At 55.7% G+C, this 20,743-nt stretch carries 20 protein-coding genes; 14 read left to right on the forward strand and 6 right to left on the reverse strand.

Features of this window, described 5'->3' with window-relative positions; translation table 11 throughout:
• Positions 1-43 precede the first annotated feature (43 nt).
• The 4 genes from pstA to AAC060_RS06610 form a co-directional block, all read right to left on the reverse strand.
• Positions 44-1,306: a phosphate ABC transporter permease PstA gene (gene pstA, locus AAC060_RS06595; protein ID WP_339824213.1), complete on the reverse strand. Its 1,263-nt coding sequence runs from the start codon at positions 1,304-1,306 to the stop codon at positions 44-46.
• Positions 1,299-2,687, reverse strand: coding sequence for a phosphate ABC transporter permease subunit PstC (gene pstC, locus AAC060_RS06600; protein WP_339824215.1), 1,389 nt, complete (start codon positions 2,685-2,687; stop codon positions 1,299-1,301). Before pstC ends, pstA begins: the two co-directional genes overlap by 8 nt.
• Positions 2,688-2,746: 59 nt before the next feature.
• A complete protein-coding gene (locus AAC060_RS06605) occupies positions 2,747-3,790 on the reverse strand; it encodes a substrate-binding domain-containing protein (protein WP_339824216.1) in 1,044 nt (347 codons plus the stop codon).
• A 190-nt stretch (positions 3,791-3,980) separates the two neighbouring features.
• Positions 3,981-5,252: an ATP-binding protein gene (locus AAC060_RS06610; RefSeq protein WP_339824217.1), complete on the reverse strand. Its 1,272-nt coding sequence runs from the start codon at positions 5,250-5,252 to the stop codon at positions 3,981-3,983.
• 238 nt (positions 5,253-5,490) lie between these two features.
• Here AAC060_RS06610 and AAC060_RS06615 point away from each other — a divergent pair, with 238 nt between their 5' ends.
• From AAC060_RS06615 to glmU, 5 genes are all read left to right on the forward strand, one after another.
• Positions 5,491-5,907: a hypothetical protein gene (locus tag AAC060_RS06615; protein WP_339824219.1), complete on the forward strand. Its 417-nt coding sequence runs from the start codon at positions 5,491-5,493 to the stop codon at positions 5,905-5,907.
• A gap of 72 nt (positions 5,908-5,979) precedes the next feature.
• Positions 5,980-6,264: an HPr-rel-A system PqqD family peptide chaperone gene (locus AAC060_RS06620; RefSeq protein WP_339824221.1), complete on the forward strand. Its 285-nt coding sequence runs from the start codon at positions 5,980-5,982 to the stop codon at positions 6,262-6,264.
• Between the two features lie 8 nt (positions 6,265-6,272).
• The gene (locus AAC060_RS06625) at positions 6,273-7,133 is read left to right on the forward strand and encodes an HprK-related kinase A (RefSeq protein ID WP_339824726.1); all 861 of its coding nucleotides are present in this window, start codon (positions 6,273-6,275) and stop codon (positions 7,131-7,133) included.
• Positions 7,133-8,164 (forward strand): nucleotidyltransferase family protein, encoded by a 1,032-nt coding sequence (locus tag AAC060_RS06630; protein WP_339824729.1) that lies wholly within the window; start codon positions 7,133-7,135, stop codon positions 8,162-8,164. The genes AAC060_RS06625 and AAC060_RS06630 overlap by 1 nt, the downstream gene beginning before the upstream one ends.
• Before the next feature lie 111 nt (positions 8,165-8,275).
• Complete coding sequence (gene glmU / locus AAC060_RS06635) at positions 8,276-9,634, forward strand: bifunctional UDP-N-acetylglucosamine diphosphorylase/glucosamine-1-phosphate N-acetyltransferase GlmU (RefSeq protein ID WP_339824223.1); 1,359 nt, start codon at positions 8,276-8,278, stop codon at positions 9,632-9,634.
• Between the two features lie 168 nt (positions 9,635-9,802).
• Here glmU and AAC060_RS06640 read toward each other — a convergent pair whose 3' ends face one another.
• Positions 9,803-10,540 (reverse strand): tetratricopeptide repeat protein, encoded by a 738-nt coding sequence (locus tag AAC060_RS06640; RefSeq protein ID WP_339824224.1) that lies wholly within the window; start codon positions 10,538-10,540, stop codon positions 9,803-9,805.
• 117 nt (positions 10,541-10,657) lie between these two features.
• Here AAC060_RS06640 and AAC060_RS06645 point away from each other — a divergent pair, with 117 nt between their 5' ends.
• The 6 genes from AAC060_RS06645 (at position 10,658) to AAC060_RS06670 (ending at position 15,152) form a co-directional block, all read left to right on the forward strand.
• The gene (locus tag AAC060_RS06645; protein WP_339824225.1) at positions 10,658-10,891 is read left to right on the forward strand and encodes a ribbon-helix-helix protein, CopG family; all 234 of its coding nucleotides are present in this window, start codon (positions 10,658-10,660) and stop codon (positions 10,889-10,891) included.
• 6 nt (positions 10,892-10,897) lie between these two features.
• Positions 10,898-11,263, forward strand: a complete 366-nt coding sequence (locus AAC060_RS06650) for a type II toxin-antitoxin system VapC family toxin (RefSeq protein ID WP_339824227.1) — start codon at positions 10,898-10,900, stop codon at positions 11,261-11,263.
• A gap of 19 nt (positions 11,264-11,282) precedes the next feature.
• A complete protein-coding gene (gene glmS / locus AAC060_RS06655) occupies positions 11,283-13,106 on the forward strand; it encodes a glutamine--fructose-6-phosphate transaminase (isomerizing) (RefSeq protein ID WP_339824229.1) in 1,824 nt (607 codons plus the stop codon).
• 2 nt (positions 13,107-13,108) lie between these two features.
• The gene (locus AAC060_RS06660) at positions 13,109-13,549 is read left to right on the forward strand and encodes an OsmC family protein (RefSeq protein WP_339824230.1); all 441 of its coding nucleotides are present in this window, start codon (positions 13,109-13,111) and stop codon (positions 13,547-13,549) included.
• A 197-nt stretch (positions 13,550-13,746) separates the two neighbouring features.
• On the forward strand, positions 13,747-14,781 hold the full coding sequence (locus AAC060_RS06665) for a sensor histidine kinase (protein WP_339824231.1): 1,035 nt from the start codon (positions 13,747-13,749) through the stop codon (positions 14,779-14,781).
• Positions 14,778-15,152 carry a GFA family protein gene (locus AAC060_RS06670; RefSeq protein ID WP_339824232.1) on the forward strand — a complete coding sequence of 125 codons (375 nt, stop codon included), beginning with the start codon at positions 14,778-14,780 and terminating at the stop codon, positions 15,150-15,152. The genes AAC060_RS06665 and AAC060_RS06670 overlap by 4 nt, the downstream gene beginning before the upstream one ends.
• A gap of 70 nt (positions 15,153-15,222) precedes the next feature.
• Here the strand turns inward: AAC060_RS06670 and katG are convergent, their stop codons facing one another.
• Positions 15,223-17,418 carry a catalase/peroxidase HPI gene (katG, locus tag AAC060_RS06675; RefSeq protein ID WP_339824233.1) on the reverse strand — a complete coding sequence of 732 codons (2,196 nt, stop codon included), beginning with the start codon at positions 17,416-17,418 and terminating at the stop codon, positions 15,223-15,225.
• Between the two features lie 272 nt (positions 17,419-17,690).
• On the opposite strand from katG, the gene AAC060_RS06680 reads away from it, so the two are divergent.
• From AAC060_RS06680 to AAC060_RS06690, 3 genes are read left to right on the forward strand one after another with little or no spacing between them, the layout of a single operon-like run.
• Positions 17,691-18,875, forward strand: a complete 1,185-nt coding sequence (locus AAC060_RS06680) for an aspartate aminotransferase family protein (protein ID WP_339824235.1) — start codon at positions 17,691-17,693, stop codon at positions 18,873-18,875.
• Positions 18,872-19,798, forward strand: coding sequence for an ornithine carbamoyltransferase (argF, locus tag AAC060_RS06685; RefSeq protein WP_339824237.1), 927 nt, complete (start codon positions 18,872-18,874; stop codon positions 19,796-19,798). Before AAC060_RS06680 ends, argF begins: the two co-directional genes overlap by 4 nt.
• Entirely contained in the window at positions 19,798-20,700 is a 903-nt protein-coding gene (locus tag AAC060_RS06690) for an Hsp33 family molecular chaperone HslO (RefSeq protein WP_339824239.1), read from the forward strand. The genes argF and AAC060_RS06690 overlap by 1 nt, the downstream gene beginning before the upstream one ends.
• Positions 20,701-20,743: the final 43 nt, after the last annotated feature.

The raw sequence follows: 20,743 nt of genomic DNA on the forward strand, positions 1-20,743 counted from the left end.
CGCTCGATTCTTGCATTTTTTCATCATGTTTCATGGGCGGTACCTACCAGCGCGTTTCAAAACGGTTGCGCAAATAGATGGCCAGTGCGTTCATCGTCAGCAGGAACAATAATAGCACAATGATCGCTGCCGAAGTTTTCTCGACAAAGCCGCGATCGACTTCGTCCGACCAGAGGAATATCTGGACCGGCAATACGGTTGCCGGATCGGTAATGCCGCTTGGCGGGGTCGCGATGAAAGCACGCATGCCGATCATCAGCAAAGGAGCGGTTTCGCCCAAGGCCCGCGCCATCCCGATGATCGTGCCCGTCAATATGCCAGGCAGGGCGAGCGGCAGGACATGGTGGAACACCACCTGCAACGGACTTGCGCCGATACCGAGCGCGGCTTCGCGGATCGACGGGGGGACCGCCTTAACCGCGTTGCGTCCGGAAATGACAATCACCGGCATGGTCATAAGGGCGAGAGTCAGGCCACCGACCAGCGCGCCGGAACGCGGCATGCCGAAAAAATTGAGGAACACGGCGAGGCCGAGCAAGCCGAAAATGATCGATGGCACAGCTGCCAGATTGTTGATCGAAACCTCGATCAGATCGGTCAGGCGGTTTTTCGGTGCATATTCCTCAAGGTAGAGCGCGGCGAACACGCCAACCGGAAAGGCCAGCAGCAACGTCACGATCATCGTGATCAGCGAGCCTTTGAACGCCCCCCAGATGCCGACCTGCATCGGGTCTGTTGCATCCGAATTGCTCAGAAAATTCCAGTTGAACCCGGTCGAGAACTGGCCGGAAAATTCGCTGACCTTCATTTCCGCTTCCGGATTGCCAACGTCTTTATAAGCGACATCTATGTCCGAGAGAACCGGCAGATATATCGTTGCTTTCTGTTCAACGATTTTCGGGTCGGCGAGGATCATAGAGCTCACCCTTGTCCAGCCGCCGGGTGAGAACAGATCATTGCCGGTCTCTCCATATTGGAGATCGATACTGCTATCGACAATCTCCCGTAGTCCCATCGACTGCAAATTGCTATTCGCGTCGGGCCCCTCAAACTGGCTGGAAGACGCGCCGCCTGTGGCAGCGGGAAAATCAATTTCGAGTGGCAGTTCGGTCTGGGTGAAGCCGCGGAATCCGTTGCCCACCATGACAATCAGGAGAAAGGCGAGAAAGCCTGCGGACAGCATGACGGCTCCCATACCGATCGCCTTGAACCGGCGTTCAGCCGCATAGCGCCGCGCAATGCGCTTCTGCATTGCAGCACCCTGCCAGTCGGTTGGCCGACGCTTCATTTCGGTGAGACTATTCATAAGCTTCCCGGTATTTTTTGACCACGCGCAAGGCGATGAGGTTGAGCAACAATGTCACGAGGAACAGAACCAGTCCCAGGGCAAAGGCAGCCAGGGTCTTGGGACTGTCAAATTCCTGATCGCCGGTCAGCAACTGTACGATCTGGGTGGTGACAGTAGTGACGCTGGAAAACGGATTGGCTGTCATATTGGCAGCAAGACCGGCAGCCATGACGACGATCATGGTTTCGCCAATCGCGCGACTGACCGCCAATAGGACGCCACCGACGACGCCGGGCAGGGCAGCGGGGATCAGGACCTTCTTGATGGTTTCGCTATGGGTCGCGCCCATCGCCAGCGAACCGTCACGCATCGCGCTTGGCACGGCTGCAATACTGTCGTCGGCCATGGAGGAAACGAAAGGAATGATCATTATGCCCATCACCACACCCGCCGCTAGAGCGGATTCCGAAGAGGCGCTGGTGATACCTATAGAAACCGCGAAATCGCGCAGAGCAGGGGCCACTGTCAGAGCAGCAAAATAGCCATAGACCACCGTCGGTACGCCGGCGAGCACCTCCAATATGGGTTTCATCCAAGCCCGAAATTTCGCCGGTGCATATTGGGTGAGATAGATGGCGCTCATCAATCCGAGCGGGATAGCCACGATCATCGCGATAATCGCACCGATAAAGACTGTACCCCAGAAAAGCGGAATCGCACCGAACCCGGTTTCGCCCCTTGGTCCGGCCACCGCTTTCGGGTTCCATTCCGTGCCGAACAGAAAATCGATCGGCGATACCATCGAGAAGAAACGGGCCGATTCGAAAACCAGCGATAGGAATATGCCGACTGTCGTAATGATCGCTATCAGTGAAGCGAGCAGCAAAACCAGCATCGTCACCCGTTCGATTTTCGTGCGCGCTCTCAGATCCGGTTTGATCTTCAGCCAGGCATAAGCACCAAAAGCGAAGACCATGAGCAACGCCGAGACAGCGCCGATCATCTGGTAATAGGAGATTGCATCGCGATAGGGATTCACCATCGACTGGGACAGCGGATTAAACGCGTTGACCTGATATCCGTAAGCAATGGAACGGGCTTCGGACAGAATAGCAGCTCGGGCAAAGCCGCCTTCCGGCAATTGTAGCGCAGCAGGGCTGGTCAGCGCGGCATCGGTTATCAGGGCGGGGCTGACGAAGCTCCACACCAGCATGAAAATTGTTGCCGGAACAATGGCCCATAATGCAACATACCAACCGTGATAGCTGGGCAGGGAATGCAGGACCGAACGGGAACCTTTTCTGCCATTGGACTGCAGTCCAGCTGCTTTCAGGCGGCCAAAAAACCACGCGACGAGGCCTAGGCCGATCACGAGAAAAAGAAGCGTAGTACTAGTCACAATATCTGGTTCCGCCCCTGGTTCAAAATCATCTGGAAAGGACGCTCGTTGCCGAGCGCTTATTTAAGTTCGCTAAGGTCGAGTGGCGTCATGTTGCGGACGACTTCGGTCATCTTTGCTCTGGTATCATCAGGTGAAGCAATCAGTCCGGCTTTCACCAGATAGCCGTCTCGGCCACCGGCGTTGATAAACTCAAGCATATAATCTTTCAGTCCCGGTATCACACCGACATGCTGCTTCTTTACGTAAACATACAGCGGTCTGGCGCCGGGATATTCTCCTGAAGCAATCGCATCATAAGTCGGGTTGACCCCGGACACAGCTATTCCGCGCACACTGTCGAGATTCTCTTCGAGGAAGCTATAGCCAAAAATGCCGACGCTGTTGGGATTGGCTTTCAGCTTCTGGACGATGAGATTATCATTCTCGCCAGCATCAACATAGGCACCATCGGCTCTGACTTCATGACAGACGGCTTCAAATTCAGCTTTGTTGCTGTCCTTGAGCGCCTTGGTCGCCGGATCGGTAACGCAGCCCACTTCCATGATCAGCTCGGTGAGCGCATCTCTCGTACCCGAGGTTGATGGCGGACCATAAACGCTGATCGCAAATTTGGGCAGGGAAGGATCAATGTCCGACCATTTCTTAGTGGTATTTTCCTTGCCGAACGGACGTTCCGCGATGGCCTTGTAGATCTGTACAGGCGTCAGAGAAAAGGAAGTGCCGTTATTTGCCTGGGCGATGGCAATGCCATCGATACCGATTTGCACTTCGACAACATCCTTCACACCGTTGCTATGGCATAATTCCAGTTCGGATGCTTTGATCCGCCGCGATGCATTTTCGATATCCGGAGTTCCGGCACCGACGCCAGCGCAGAACAGGTTCATGCCGCCACCCGTGCCAGTTGATTCAAGAATAGGAGACGAATTCTCTCCGTTGAGACTGAATTGCTCGGCGACTGCCTTGGCAAAAGGAAAAACCGTCGATGATCCGACAATCCGGATTTCAGTCCGGGTCCCGCTTTGGCCGCCCGAAGCCTGATCCTGACAGCCAGAGGCCGCAAGAGAAGCGATGGTCAGGAAAGCGAGTTTTCTAAACATGAAATATTCCTCAATTCTTCCGGGCTGAAATCTTAGGGAAACCACCAATGAACAGAACCACAGACTTGTTGGCCTGCTTTTAGGGAGACGCAAAGTCTTCAGCATTACAATTATGTTACAGAAATGTGACAATGACTGATCACTGGCTTCTTCAAAAGATATCCAACCGGAAGATCGCGCAACGGTCATTCTATGCCGCGCCTGTCCCTGCATCGCCCGGAACAGAAGTATTTTGGGCGATGGGTAGCAAAACGGATACCGTCGTGCCGGTGCCAACTTTGCTGGTAATTTCCATCCGACCGCCGTGCCGTTCCGAAATATGTTTGACGATGGCAAGTCCCAGACCGGTTCCCCCGATCGATTTACTGCGCCCTTTGTCCACGCGATAAAAACGCTCCGTGAGCCGTGGAATATGCTCCGCAGCAATGCCGTCGCCTTGGTCTGTTATCGACAGCGACAGCATCGTCCCGCTTTTATTGGGTGTCACATCTATTCTGACCGGCGTCCCTTTCTTCCCATATTTGAACGCGTTGCTAAGCAGATTATAGATGACTTGGGACAATTGCGCCCGATCTCCATGGATCAGGGGTAGGTCGGCAGGAAGGTTGAGCAGAATCTCCTTTTCATTCTTGCCGCGACTGTTGATGTAGAAATTGCGCGCTTCTTCGACCAGTTCGCTCAGGTCGATCACATCGGATGGTAACTGGAACTTTTCCGCCTCGATCCGCGAAAGCGACATCAGATCTTCGATCAGACGCTGCATCCGGTCGGCCTCGTCATACATTATTTTCAGGAATCGAGCGCGTGTCGCATCATCCTTACCGGCTTTCGGGTCTTCCAGAGTTTCCAGAAACCCTTTGATCGCGGCTAGCGGCGTGCGCAGTTCGTGGCTGGCGTTGGCGACAAAGTCGGTGCGCATTCTTTCCGCCGCATAGCGACTGCTTTGATCCGAAAGCTGGACCAGTTTCAAACCGTCCTCCAGCGTATGAATCCGCAATTCCCATCTTTGCTCGGTACTGCCGACGCCGACCAACAGAATCGGCTCTCCCGTGTGTTTAGCCTCCGGGTTGGCGAGCCGGTCGGCAGCCGCGGGGTGACGGATGGCAATGCGTACGTCTTCGCCAACAATATGGTTTCCGAGAACCTTGGCCGCCGCCGGATTCGCCGCTGCGACCCTTGCGTTGCGGACCAGCAATATCGGATCGGTGATCGGGTCGATAATGTCCTGGTAGGCTTCCGAGCGGCCTTGATAGAGGATGCGCTTTCGCTGACGTTCCTGTGCGGCGAGGTCCGGCTGAGGTGGCGGCGGCGGGTTTTGCAAAACCGTGAACAGGGCAATCACGCTGGCACAGATGACAACAATGATCTGTGGCCCCGACTGCGACAACTGGCTCGCCAATATCGCGCCACCGACAATGAACAGCAATGCGACCAGCAGGCGGGCGGGGGCAATAGAGGTCATAGGGCGCATTCTGGCATGATCATGTGATCCATTTAAGCCGTGCACTGCCGGAACGGCAACGAGAATGTTTCGAAACCTTTGTTCGGACTGCTAAAGCCTGTAGATCAAATTAACAATTCCCCTGTCTATGTCCCGATTTTGGACGCGGGTTGTGGTGCGGGACTGTTTACTCGCTTTTTACGCTATTTCTGATAATGGGCGGATATCTGGAGCAAGAGCAACCATGGATAGAAATTCGATGAATGAAGACCTTCCATCTGGACCGTCAGAAGATAGCGATCTGAACAAGGGTATCGTAACCCGCCGTCGCGCCTTGATGATGGGTGCGGTGACAGCTTCTGCAGTGGTGAGCATCAAACCTGCATTGGCACAAACCGCGGGCTCCGTGCTCAATTGTGAAATTCCGGTCCCCGGCAACCATGCTTCGGGTGGATATATCGCCGCTGATGGCGCGGTGGTGACTTCGGACACGCCAGGCGCATATCCGCCAGCGGGTCGCAATTTTACCGGTGAAGAAGTGCGCCGGGCGATGAACGGACGGACGCTGCCGGGCACCTCGCGTGACCAGTCGGAAGCCTATGTAAATTATATCCGCAGACTGCAATCCGGGCAGAGCGGATTTACATGCTATGCCTCGCTGCAGATGCCGCGCTGATATTCGCGACCAATTTTAACATTTGCCTGCTATCAGACTGGTATGTCGCACCAGAATCGCAGGTAATCCATCATGTCCCAAAAATATCGGGCTCCGCCTAAAGATGATCTGGTCTGGCATGATCTCGACAGCATGACGCTGTTATATCATCGACCGTCCGGCATCACCCATTTGCTAGCCGATCCCGCTCCCGCGATAATCGAGGTGATGGGAAAGGCTGAGGTCACCGCTGCTGAAATTGCATTTCGGCTGACGGCTTTATTTGATGTTGATACCGGCGTGGACGCAGAAGATATTGTGATTGCCCGTCTCGAAGAGCTCTCCGCATTGGGTCTGGTATCGAGAGTATCCGGCTGATGGGCGAGATGCACCAGAAATTGCTCAAAATCGGGCCAGCCGCGTTCCGGATCGCGTCGGCATGGAAGCAACCGCTGGATCAATTGACGGCTCTATATCAGGACTATCCGGAGCCGGCCGATCAAAGCGTCGATTTCACGGTCCGTCTTGAGCCCGAAAAGCCGTGGCGGCGTTTCCTCCGGCCATCGGTTCATATAGGCGGTGACTTCTGGTTACCCGATGCCGCGCCTTTACCGCTTGCACAGGGGTTGCTCGCTGCCGAAATGGGCATGAACCTGCAAATGGCACTCGGCTGGCGGCGGCATCTGTTGCTCCATGCCAGCAGTGTCGAAAAAGAAGGCAAGGCGCTGATCATGACCGGTCTCTCCGGATCCGGGAAATCGACCCTATCGGCGATGCTGGCCGAAAGAGGCTGGCGCTTCATGGGTGACGAATTTGCCCTGTTAAGTCTAGATACGGGTGAAATCACTCCCTTTCCGCGACTGATCAGTCTGAAAAACGAGGCGATAGGCGCGATGCAGAACGTGGCTCCCGCAAACCGCTTCGGTCCCGAAATGAAGGCCACACCAAAGGGCGATATCCGCCATCTGGTCCCGCCGAAAGCCGCGATTGCGCGGATGGGCGAGCGCGCCAAACCGGCTCTGCTGCTCTTTCCCCGCTTCGGCCATGCGCCGGAATTGCGGGAAATGGGCAAATCGGAAATATTCGTGCGGCTGACCCAGGCTTCGACCAATTATGTCGCGCTGGGAGAATCCGGCTTTCACGCGCTGACCCGTTTCGTCGACGACGTTCCGGTCAAGGCGATGGATTATCAATCAACCGATCAGGCGGAAGAGATGATCCATGAGCTGTGGAGTCAATTGCCATGATGCGCGATGCCCGCCTTTTGGTTGATGCACTGCGCGATCCGGCGAGCGTCGAAACGCTCCACAGCGACCAGTGGACAGAATTGATCAGCATCGCACGCGCAGAATCGTTGATCGGTTCACTGGCCCATAGGGTGAAGGACGTCTCGCTACCGGATCGCGTGCGCGCTGTTCTTCAGGATGCCATCGAAGCGCATGACCTGGCGCGCCAGCAGGCCTTGTGGGAAGCCGATTGCGCCCGAAGGGCCTTGGCTGATTATCCCGGCAAGATCGTCCTGATGAAAGGGACCGCTTATGTAGCGGCCAATCTTGATGCGGGGGTAGGCCGTAGCATCGGCGATCTTGATATCATGGTTGCACGGGAAGACTTGCCGGTCGTCGAAGCCGCTTTGCTGGATGCCGGATGGGAATGGGTTAAGCCCGATCCCTATGATGACCAATATTATCGCGATCATATGCACGAACTGCCGCCGCTGATCCACCGTGAGCGCGACCGGATGATCGATGTCCACCACACGATTTTGCCGCTGACCGCCGGCCCGAAACCGGATGCGGGAGCGATATTGGATAAAGCAGTGCGGTTAGCGGACGGGCTCTATGTCATGGCTCCCTCCGATATGTTGCTCCATTCCATTGCCCATTTATTCGCCGATGGCGATCTCGCAGGTGGACTGCGGAACCTTTGGGATATCAATCATTTGGTCCGGTATTTTTCGGAACGGAATGAAGATTTCTGGGTTGAACTCGATGCGCGCGCAAAAACCCATGGGCTGGTCGATGAACTGGCGAGAGCGATGCGCCTTGCTGCTCGCTTATATGCAGCACCCGTTCAAAATATCTACGCCGACAAGAGAAAATTTTCTGACGGGGTGTATGTCCGCCGTTTACTCGCCCGCGATGGATATGGCCGTGAAACGCGAAAATTGACCCGCTTCGCTTTCTACGTCCGCTCTCACTGGCTCCGGATGCCGCCGTTGATGTTGGCGCGGCACTTGTGGACCAAATGGCGCAAAGGCGGAAAGCCATCAAATTGAACGCGCCAGAGGTAAATAAACAGACTGGCTTCAGCCGGTTTTGCATGGCATTAGCCGTTTCAAATGGCCGGGATTAGGCCGCTACCAACCAATTTTCTCCGGAGTAACCCGATGACCGACCGCCCGCTAGCCGCAATCATTTTGGCCGCTGGACAAGGCACGCGCATGAAATCGGAAAAGCACAAAGTGCTGCACCCGATCGCCGGCAAGCCGATGCTCCATCATTTGCTCGATACAGTGGATTCGATCGGCGTCGAGCGCACGGTCATCGTCGTAGGAGCGCGCCGCGAGCAGATTGAAGCGAGCGTCGAGGGCCGCAATGTCGCGATTGCGGTGCAGGAAGACCAGCTCGGTACCGGCCACGCGGTGGCACAGGCGCATGATGCGCTCAAAGGCTTCGCGGGTGATGTGCTGATCCTTTATGGCGATGTGCCGATGGTGAGCGCCGATACCATGCGGGACATGATCTACCGACTGAACAACGGCTCTGAACCGCGCGCTGTCGTGCTCGGCTTTCGTCCCGATGATGCAGGCGCTTATGGCCGGATCATCGCCGATGATCAGGGCGAAATCGAGAAGATGGTCGAGTATAAGGACGCCAGTGAACAGGAGCGTCATGTAAACCTGTGCAACAGCGGCCTGATGGCGGCGCGCTCGACCGACCTGTTCATCCTGCTCGACCAGATCAGCAATGACAATGCGGCGGGCGAATATTATCTGCCCGATATTGTCATGCTGCCCGGCCAGAAAAGCGCGGTGATCGAAGTCTATGATCCGGCCGAGGTCGCCGGTGTGAACAGCCGCGCCGAACTCGCAGCCGTCGAAGGCGAGTGGCAGGCCCGCCGCCGCGAACAGGCGATGGCCGATGGTGTCAGCCTGATTGCACCGGAAACCGTCTGGTTTTCATATGATACGAAATTATCTTCAGATGTGGTCGTAGAGCCCAATGTGATTTTCGGTCCCGGCGTGTCGATTGCATCCGGCGCGAAAATATACGGCCACAGCCATATCGAAGGCGCGACCATCGGGCCTAACACCAATGTCGGTCCTTTTGCCCGTCTGCGCCCAGGAGCGGTGATGGAAGAAGGTTCGAAAGTCGGCAATTTTGTCGAGATGAAGAAGGCCACGCTGGGCAAGGGTGCCAAAGCCAGCCACCTGACCTATCTCGGCGACGCCGAAGTGGGCGAGGGCGCCAATATCGGGGCGGGTACGATTACCTGCAATTATGACGGCTATTTCAAATATAAGACAGTGATCGGCAAGGGCGCCTTCATCGGGTCGAACAGCGCGCTGGTGGCACCAGTGACCATTGGTGACGGCGCGATTGTCGGGGCAGGGGCGACGCTGACCAAGGATGTTTCCGCGGGCGATCTGGCGCTGGTTCGGGCGGAGCAGACTGTGAAGGCGGGCTGGGCTAATCGATTTAATGAAGCGAGCGCGAAGAAGAAAGCCAAGGAGACGAAATCGTGAACGCTGTCATGCCAACCATTCTCGCCGTTGCTGCATGCAGCGATGAGGCACATACACAGCAAATGAATACATCAATCGAGATGCGCGGAAATGTGGTGAAGGTAGATTCTCCGCTAAGATCAATGGGATGAGTCATTCATCCTCACGGGTGAGCGGCAGGGAAGGGATCTATTTCTCGACCGACTGAGCATCAATATATTTTAGTTCCTGTAGCGAGCCAGGGTCATCGGGGATTAGCTTCAAGCATTCATCAATTGCCGACCGTGCGTCGGTCCAATTGCCCATTTCGACATGATTGAACGCGATACCGCGATAGGATCTGCAGCGCATTGAATTTGTTATTTCTGTGGACTGTTTTTCGTCTTCCATCAGGGCAATGGATAGGTCGTTAGTTTCACTAGCCTTCGTGAAGATATCAAGGGATGTCTGCCAATCACGGCCAACCTTATGCCATTCAGCGAGTTCATTCATATAATGCTGATTATCAGGATCCATTTCCACGGCCATCTGAAGATTTGGCAACGCTTCGTCGCGATTGCCAATGTCGATTAACGCAAATCCTTTGGCAAAATATGCGGAGCAAATATCGTCTGAAACTGCAGCGGTAACGGATTTTCCTTCATCCAGATCGGATTGATCGAGCCTCAGCGCAGCGCCAAGAAGAGTATTCAGATTATCGGAAAGGCCGGATGCGCATCTATAGATGCTATCGCTCCGCTTTCCGTCTTCAAAATTTTTTATAACCATGTTCGCCTTGCTTATCGCGAGTTCGAACTGTTTGGCGTTGATTGCTTCAAAAGCAGCAATGACGGCAGCATTATCATCTTCCATCTGACTGTCCGTTGCGATCGCAGGCGTTGCCGCTGCCAAGAAAACGGGGGCAATCCCCAAGAACGATTTTTTCATTTCCAACCCTCACGGAATTAACTAGATTTTGGCAAGTTAATGAGAGCACGAAATAATCACAAGTGAACTTCGATGGCTTATCATTGACATGATATCATGATATGATATCAGGGCCTCATGACACGTATTCTCGCTGACCTTCCCGAAGAAGATATTAAATGGCTCGACGCGCAAGCGGCCGAGCAGGGCAAGTCGCGGGCGCAGTTGTTGCGGGAGGCGGTGAGCGCATATCGGGCCGAGGGGAGCAAGGACTGGATATCCAAAGGGCGAGGCTATTGGAAAGACCGGCGTGATATCGGAGACAGCATAATATATCAGCGGACTATCCGCGTCGACCGCGATCCCGCATAGCATCATATGTCCACACCCTTTTTCGACACCAATATCATCATCGACTGGCTACAGGACCGTCCCGGAGCGGCTACCGAGCTTGAGCGCTATGCAAAGCACAGGATCAGCCGCATTGTCTGGTCAGAAGTGATTGCAGGAGAGCCATTGGAAACCCGCCGCAAGGTGCAGGACCTGCTTTCCCCGTTCGAAATCGTCGAACTGGATGCACGAATTGGTGATGCCGCAGCGGATATCCGCTATCGTACGGGAATGAAGCTGCTTGATGCCATGATTCTTGCTACCGCGCAGGTCAATGGCGCGATCCTGATTTCACGAAATACAAAGGATTTTCCGGCAAATATGCCGGGGGTCCGCGTACCTTACACACTCTAAGAGGAAAGTCCGAAAAGCCATGTGCGGAATCATTGGAATTGTAGGCAAGGAAGCTGTCTCGGATCGTCTCGTCGACGGCCTGAAACGCATGGAATATCGCGGCTATGACAGCGCCGGTATTTGCACCGTGCATGACGGCCAGCTGATTCGCCGCCGCGCAGAAGGCAAGCTCGCCAATCTGGTAAACGTCCTCAAAACCGACGACGCTGCCGGTAATATCGGCATCGCCCACACCCGCTGGGCGACGCACGGCGCGCCGACCACCAGCAACGCGCATCCTCACGCTACGGACGAATTGGCGTTGGTCCACAATGGCATTATCGAGAACTTCAAAAGCTTGCGCGAAGAGCTGAGCGCGCGCGGTCGCAAGTTTGAAAGCGAAACGGATACCGAGGTAGTTGCCCATCTGGTGAGCGAGCAGGTCGAAGCAGGCAAGTCACCGGAAGAGGCAGTCAAAGCTGTCTTGCCTCTGTTGCGCGGTGCTTTCGCGCTGGCGATAGCGTTCCGCTCGCATCCCGACCTGTTGATCGGCGCGCGTCTGGGCTCGCCTCTGGTGGTCGGCTATGGCGAAGGCGAAACCTATCTCGGGTCTGATGCCTTGGCTCTGGCTCCCCTGACCCAGAAGATCGCTTATCTTGAAGAAGGGGACTGGGTCGTCATTACCCGCGAAGGTGCGGCTATTTATGATAAAGATAACAAGCCCGTAGAGCGTGAAGTTACGACATCGGGGGTCTCCGCCGCCGCGATTGAAAAAGGCAATTATCGCCATTTCATGCAGAAGGAGATTTTCGAGCAACCGACCGTGGTCGCCCAGACGCTGCAAAGCTATATCCGTCCGCTGGAACAGCAAGTGGCATTGCCGCAAATGGATTTTGATTTGCGCGATATCAAGCGGGTTACCATCGTTGCCTGCGGGACCAGTTTCTACGCCGGGATGGTGGCTAAATATTGGTTTGAGACTTTTGCTCGCGTGCCTGTGGATCTCGATTTCGCCTCGGAATTCCGTTATCGTGATCCGGTTCTAGAGGCCGGTGGACTAGCGCTGTTCATCAGCCAGTCTGGCGAAACGGCTGACACATTGGCGGCATTGCGCCACGCCAAGGCAGAGGGCCAGAAAATCGCGGTTGTCGTCAACGTTCCGACCAGTAGCATGGCGCGCGAGGCGGATCTTCTGCTTCCGACCCATGCGGGACCGGAAATCGGTGTCGCCTCGACCAAGGCATTCTCATGTCAGCTCGCTGTTCTGGCCGCGCTCGCTGCTCATCTCGCCGTGGTGAAAGGAAAAATGACCCGCGACGAAGAGCGTGAAGTGGTCAAGCATTTGACCGAAGCACCTGCTGCACTCAACGCTGCCTTGGCCCATGATGCTGATATTGCCGATATGGCGCATCTTATCGCGCCGGCGCGGGATGTTCTTTATCTTGGCCGTGGTCCGGATTACCCGCTCGCACTGGAAGGCGCGCTCAAGCTCAAGGAAATCAGCTATATCCATGCCGAAGGCTATGCGTCCGGCGAAATGAAGCACGGTCCTATCGCATTAATCGACGAAGCTGTGCCGGTCATCGTGCTGGCGCCATCCGGACCTTTGTTCGAGAAAACCGTGTCCAACATGCAGGAAGTCATGGCTCGGGGTGGAAAAGTCGTACTGATCTCCGATGCCGAAGGCATAGCCGAAGCCGGAGACGGCTGCATGGCGACGATCGAGATGCCGAAGGTTCATCCGCTGATTGCACCGCTGGTCTATGCTGTCCCGGTGCAGTTGCTCGCCTATCATGTAGCGGTCGCCAAGGGGACCGATGTCGATCAACCCCGCAATCTCGCAAAATCAGTAACGGTGGAATAATCATGGCAACGAATCCCTCCCTCGTCTCGGTCGAGACCGCCAGCGGCAAGTTCCAGCAGACGGTTACGGTCGGAAAACATGTCTTCCTTGCCGATGAACCAGAATCATTCGGCGGCACCGATAGCGGACCGTCGCCTTATGATCTGCTGCTCGCTGCGCTGGGAAGCTGCACCTCGATGACGATGAAAATGTATGCCGACCGCAAGGGCATTCCGCTTGAAGGCGTTCATATCGTGCTGGAGCACAGCCGCGAACATGCGGAAGATTGTGCCAATTGCAACAATGATGACAACCGGATCGATGTCATCGACCGGTCCATCGTGCTGCAGGGCGACTTGACCGATGAGCAGCGCAAAAAACTGCTAGAAATCGCAGAAAAATGCCCGGTTCACCGCACGCTGGAGAACCGGATCGATATTCACACGCTGGAAGTGCGGGAATAACCAGCATATCCGGCGGGTCCCATTGCCGCGCTGTCCGCTTCAAACCGCATTTCGAAGTCGCGCCGGCCCTCCGAGACGATGATTGGCTGCGCGCGGCCCCGGTTCTTGCTTCAGGATAAAATGATAATGTAGATCTATGTTATATTCAGGCGCTACAAACGAATGTAAACGTGTCTCTCCTTAAGAAGGCGACGCAAATGTTTGGCTTGTTTAATACGGATTCGCTGGCGCGCATTAACCGGCTTGACCTGGTTGATCTTACCCCGCGTTTTCCTCCGCTCATTGTGCAGATCATCGTTGCGGTTACTTTTTCCGGCATTGCTATAGCCGCGCGAGAAATCATCAACAGCTGGGCCGATGGCGCAGGGCCATTTGTCGTCAATGTCCCGTTTATATTGCTTGCAACACTTTTCGGCAGGTTCCGCGCCGGGCTCCTGGCCTTGCTTTTAACGACGGTTTACTCCTGGTATTATGTATTGCCCTTCACCGGCAGCTTTTCATTCGAAGCCCCCGGTGACGGAGCCAGAACGCTGGTGAACGCAGCAATCGGTTTGATCATAGTATGTCTTGGTGATGCGGCGCGAACGACTGGCCGTTGGCTTCTGCTTGAAAAAGAACAGCATATTGCCGAACGAGACATGCTGCTTGCCGAAGTTGACCATCGCGTCAAAAACAATCTTGCGATCCTGTCGAGCCTGCTCTCACTGCAGCAGCGGAAAAGCGATAATATTGAAGTGATATCAGCGCTTGGCAGGGCAGCGGGCCGCGTTCAGAGCCTTTCGAAAGCTTATGAAAGCTTACGATATGATAATCTCGATAATATTGCGATCGTCGATATGCGGGACTTTTTGAACAGACTTTGTGGTTCGCTTAGAGAGGCTTTGACGCTTGACGGGCGAATTAAGCTGGTCGTTGTCGCCGAACCGTGCCAGCTCTCCCGCGATCGTGCCGGTGCGGTCGGGCTGTTGGTCAACGAACTGGTCACAAACGCCGTAAAACACGCGTTCGTTGATCGCGAAAAGGGGACCATCAAAGTGGAGTTGCTTGCGGTATCAGATGGCGCAGTGCTGGAAGTCAGCGACGACGGTGTCGGTCTGCCGGATATTATTCGGGATGGAGCTCAAGGCACCCAGTTTTTAAGCGCCTTTGCTCAAATGGCAAAGGGTGAACTCGATTCTGAAACGGGCGAATATGGGACTCGCTATATTTGCCGATTGGAAGATACTCCATGACCGAGCAAAACATTTTCGGCGGTTGTCATTGCGGCGCTGTGCGTTTCGAAGGGACCGTCGAAAATGCACCGGAGCTGCTCGACTGCAATTGCTCTATCTGCGCGCGGACAGGCTTTCTGCATCTGATCGTGCCGCATCGGGATTTTACGCTGCTGAGAGGCGAGGACGATCTGACCAGCTACAGGTTCGGCAGCGGGCAGGCGGAACATCTGTTTTGCAAGCATTGCGGCGTCAAAAGCTTCTATCAGCCGCGCTCTCATCCGAATGGCTGGAGCGTCAACTACCACTGCGTTGATGATGGTCATCACGTGAAACCGACGATCAGAAAATTTGATGGCCGGAATTGGGAAAAATCCAGAGCCGGGTTGTAGCAACAGAACCGGAATGAAAAAGGCCCGCTGTTTGTTCCAGCGGGCCCTCTATTCCGTGATTTAGGTTAATCTACGCGAGATCGAAGCGACCAGCATCCATCACCTTGGCCCACGCAGCCACGAAATCGTCCACGAATTTCCGTTCATGGCCATCCTCGGCGTAGACTTCGGCGACCGACCGCAGTTGCGAGTTCGATCCGAACACGAGATCGGTCCGTGTCGCGCGCCATTTCTCCTCGCTCTTCAGGCGGCATTTGCCGATGAACAGCTCGTCGCCTGTCTCGTCCACGACCTCCCAGACCGTGCCCATCTCAAGCAGATTGACGAAAAAGTCGTTGGTCAGCTGACCGAGACGATCAGTGAACACGCCTTCGGTCGGCGCGCTCGAATGGTTGGCCCCGAGTACCCGCAGTCCCCCGACCAGTACCGTCATTTCGGGGATCGAAAGATCGAGCAGGTTGGCACGGTCGACCAGCATATCCTCGGTCTTCACGCTCGCCTTGGTCTGCAGATAGTTGCGGAAGCCGTCGGCAAAAGGCTCGAGCGGTTCGAAGCTTTCGGCATCGGTCTGCTCGTCCGTCGCATCGCCGCGACCGGTGGTGACCGGAACGCTGATATCGAAGCCGGCATCCTGCGCTGCCTTCTCGACCGCAGCGCTACCCGCAATCACGATCGCATCGGCCATCGAAAGCGAACCGCGCAGTTCGTCGATTTTCGCCAACACTTTGGCCAGCTCTTCCGGATCATTGGCTTTCCAGTCCTTTTGCGGAGCGAGCCTTACACGGGCACCATTTGTACCGCCGCGATGATCGCTCTTGCGATAGGTGGAAGCCGAAGCCCAGGCCGCCTTGACCAGTTCGGAAACCGAAAGGCCACTATTGAGCACAGCAGACTTGAACGCAGAAACATCGCTGTCGGATGCCTGGGTTCCAGCGGGAACGGGGTCCTGCCAGATCAGGTCTTCGGCGGGCACTTCGGGACCGAGATAACGCACTTTGGGTCCCATATCGCGATGGGTCAGCTTGAACCATGCGCGGGCAAAGGCATCGTCCAGCGCAGCCTGATCGTCACGGAAGCGTTCGGAAATCTTGCAATAGTCCGGATCGCGCTTCAGCGCCATATCGGCAGTGGTCATCATCGTCGGCACCTTCTTCGAAGGATCGCGGGCATCGGGTGCCATATCCTCGGGGTCCGGATTGACCGGCTGCCATTGCTTGGCGCCTGCGGGACTTTCGACCAGTTCATAATCATATTTGAACAACAGCCGGAAAAAGTCGCCGCCCCATTGTGTCGGGTTCGGCGTCCATGAGCCCTCGAGGCCGGAAGTCGTGATATGTCCCTTTCCAATCTGCTCTGGGTCGGTGGCCCAGCCAAACCCCATCATCTGCAAGTCTCCCGATTCCGGATCGCCGCTCAACTGGTCTGGCGGGACCGCGCCATGGCATTTGCCAAAAGCGTGACCGCCGGCGGTCAGCGCGACGGTTTCCTCGTCGTTCATCGCCATTCGCAGAAAGGTTTCTTTCATGTCGCGCGCCATGCCTTCGGGGTCGTGCGGATTACCGCCCGGACCTTCCGGATTGACGTAAATCAGGCCCATCTGGATCGCCGCGAGCGGATTCTCCATCGCCTTGCCTTCGTCGGGGATGATGCGGGTTGCGACGCCTTCATTCACCCATTGCTCTTCGGAGCCCCAATAGACATCGGTCTCGGGCTCGTAGACATCCTTGCGACCGCCGCCGAAGCCGAACACCGGGCCGCCCATCGACTCGATCGCGACATTGCCGGTGAGGATGAACAGATCGGCCCAGCTGATCTTCTGGCCATATTTTTTCTTGATCGGCCACAGCAGCCGCCGCGCCTTGTCGAGATTTCCATTGTCAGGCCAGCTGTTGAGCGGAGCGAAGCGTTGCTGCCCGCTGGAAGCGCCGCCACGTCCGTCACCGGTGCGGTAGGTGCCAGCGCCATGCCATGCCATGCGAATGAAGAACGGGCCATAATGACCGTAATCTGCCGGCCACCACGGTTGGCTGTCGGTCATCAGCGCGGTCAGGTCGTCCTTCAGTGCCTGAAAGTCCAGACTATTGAACGCCTTTGCATAATCGAAGTCGGGACCCATCGGATCGGGCGAAGTGCCGCCTTGCGTGAGAATTCCGAGTTGCAGGGAATCTGGCCACCAGTCACGGTTCTGCCTGCCCAGAAGAGCGCGGACGCCGCCGTCAGAACTCATGGGACAGCCGTCGGGGGAACCAGTTGTTTTCATATCCATTGCATATCTCCTTTGTTGGTGCTGCGTTTCTGTCGCATCATCACCGATGACCCTGCTTACGTTATGGCGATCGGCGCGCTAAACGAATTGTCCTTGTCTGAGTGATCACTATTGTCACTTAGACCGGTCACCTGGAGCATGGTGGTCGCTGCATTGTACCACGATTGACCGCCTTCGCGAAGCGGCATATAGGAACAGCCTATATTCGAGAGGCGGCCAATCGGGTCGCCTTTTCTATTTTGTTTGCGTCCGATTGTTGGAAGGAAAGTAAGATGACGATTACCCCGCTCATGCCCGTATATCCCCGGTGTGGTTTTCGTCCCGTCCGAGGCGAGGGCGCCTGGCTTATTTCCGAAGATGGTTCGCGGGCTTTGGACTTTGCCAGCGGTATCGCGGTCAATGTGCTTGGCCATGGCCATCCGCATCTGACCAAGGCGATCCAGGATCAGGCCGCAACATTGATGCACGTCTCGAACCTCTATGGCAGCCCGCAAGGCGAAAAATTTGCCCAGCGGCTGGTCGACACCACTTTTGCCGACACGGTATTCTTCACTAACAGTGGGGCGGAAGCGGTCGAGTGCGCGATCAAGACGGCGCGCGCTTACCACCAATCGGCAGGCAGCGACCGGTTCGAGATTATCACTTTTAAAAACGCCTTTCATGGCCGGACTATGGCGACCATCTCGGCCTCCAATCAGGAAAAAATGCATCACGGTTTCTCGCCACTGCTCGCGGGTTTCAAGTATGTCGATTTTGACGATCTGGCAGGCGCCGAAGCGGCAATCACCGACAAGACCGCTGCCTTTCTGGTCGAACCGATCCAGGGCGAGGGCGGTGTCCGCCCAGCCTCCGACGAGTTCATGAAGGGGCTCCGCGATCTTGCCGACAAGCACGGCATCTTGCTGGCACTGGACGAGGTGCAATGCGGTGTGGCACGGACCGGCGAGCTTTATGCCTATGAATTATATGGCGTAACACCAGACATCGTCGCTACCGCCAAAGGTATCGGCGGCGGTTTCCCCTTGGGAGCTTGTCTGGCAACCGAAGAAGCGGCTCGCGGTATGGTGGTCGGGACCCATGGTTCGACCTATGGCGGTAATCCATTGGCTATGGCCGCTGGCAATGCCGTCTGGGACATCGTTGCCAATGACGAGTTTTTGAAAAATGTCCGGTCGACCGGCGAAAAACTGCGCGCGGCGATCGAGCAATTTATCGGCAATTATCCCGATCTGTTTCTTGGCGTGCGGGGCAAGGGCCTGATGCTCGGCATCATGATGACGCAGGAAGCGCGCAGCTTCGTCGCTCATCTCCGCGACAATCATGGTCTGCTGACCGTGGCCGCAGGAGACAATACGCTCCGCATATTGCCGCCGCTGAATATTGAAGACAGCCATATTGCAACCTTCATCGAGAAGCTATCTGCCGGCGCGGCCGATTATCAGGCACCGGAATCATGAGCCGGCATTTTCTCAATCTCGCCGACGCAGGCGGAGACGCGATCGCAGCCATGATCAGCGATGCAATCGATCGCAAAGCGGCGCGCGCTGGCTTTCCCAAGGGCAAGCCGGATGCGGACAAGCCGCTGGCCGATCATGCGCTGGCAATGATCTTTGAAAAGAGCAGCACCCGGACACGGGTTTCTTTCGACGTAGGCATCCGCCAGCTTGGCGGCAGCAGTATCGTCATGGACAGCGGCTCGATGCAACTCGGACGCGGAGAGAGCGTGGCGGATACTGCCAAGGTCCTGTCCCGCATGTGCGACGCGATCATGATCCGCACAGACGATCATGCCAAAATCGAGGAAATGGCGGCAAATGCCACGGTACCGGTCATAAACGGCCTGACCGACCTCTCGCATCCCTGCCAGATCGTTGCCGATCTTTTGACCTTGGTGGAGCACGGGAAATCCTTGCCCGGTCTGGAAGTCGCGTGGCTGGGTGATGGCAATAATGTCCTCAACAGCATCGTCGAGGCCGCCGGTCTAATGAAGTTCAACGTCAGGATCGGTTGCCCCGAAGGCTATGATTCCGACCCGGAATTTATCAAAAATGCCCGGGCAGCAGGCGCCAATATCTCGATTTATCGGAACGAGAATGAAGCGGTGGCCGGCGCGGATGTGGTGGTTGCCGATACCTGGATATCGATGGGACAGGAACATGCGGAGGACAAGCTGGCCGCGATGATGCCTTATCAGGTCAACGATGTGTTGATGGAACAGGCCAAGCCGGACGCACTGTTCCTGCACTGTCTGCCCGCCCACCGCGGCGAGGAAGTCATGCCTTCGGTCATCGACGGCCCGCAGTCGGTTATCTGGGACGAAGCAGAAAACCGGATTCATGCGCAAAAATCGGTATTGCGCTGGTGTTTCGGACAGATTTGATGATCGAGATCGCCCTCATTGACAGCATCTTGTCCTTTGCGATCCCGGGAAAAAATTGTCGCGGGCGGGTTGTCCGCCTTGGCCCTGCGCTGGACGATATTCTCGCGGCACATGATTATCCGTCGGTGATCCGTGACATATTATCGGAAGCCGTTTGCCTGACTGCGATGTTGGGCGCGTTGTTAAAGGATGAGAATTCCCAGTTAACGCTGCAGGCGCAGACCGAGGCGGGTGTTATCAGCCTGCTAGCCTGCGATTATAAAGACGGTGCTCTGCGCGGCTATGTTGAATTTGACCGGGAACGGCTTGCCTCCCAACCGGTAGAGCCGAGCTTGATGGCACTGTTCGGCAAAGGCTATCTTGCGATCACCTTTGACCAGCCGGAGCCCCGCGGGCGCAACCAGGGCATTGTTCCGCTCGAAGGCGCAAGCCTCGCTGAAGCGGTGCAGAATTATTTCCTCCAGTCCGAGCAGATCCCGACGCTGATACGCGTCGCGATTGACGAGACCGATGGCAAGATTGTGGCCGGCGGATTGCTGGTACAGCATCTGCCCGAGGGAGAGGAAGGCCGCGAACGGCTTCATACAAAACTTGATCATCCGGAATGGGAACATGTCGAGATCATGGGCAGCAGCGTAAAGGCTGCTGAACTGACCGATCCGGCGCTCGCCCTGCAAGAAATTTTATGGCGTTTGTTCAGCGAGAGCGACGAAGTGAGACTTCTGAGCGGTAAATCGTGCGTTAAGGGATGTCGTTGTAATGAGGATCATATCCGGGATGTGATCGCACGCTTCCCGAAAGAAGATAAGGCCGATATGGTCGACGACGAGGGAAATATCGGGATTGACTGCGCATTTTGCAGCAAAAAGTTCATTATTACGGGTGCTAGCCTGAATAATTGAACATCACGGCAAATGTGGCAGCTTGTCCGATTTGTCTAAAATT

The sequence above is a fragment of the uncultured Parasphingorhabdus sp. genome (assembly GCF_963975555.1).
Taxonomy (GTDB): domain Bacteria; phylum Pseudomonadota; class Alphaproteobacteria; order Sphingomonadales; family Sphingomonadaceae; genus Parasphingorhabdus.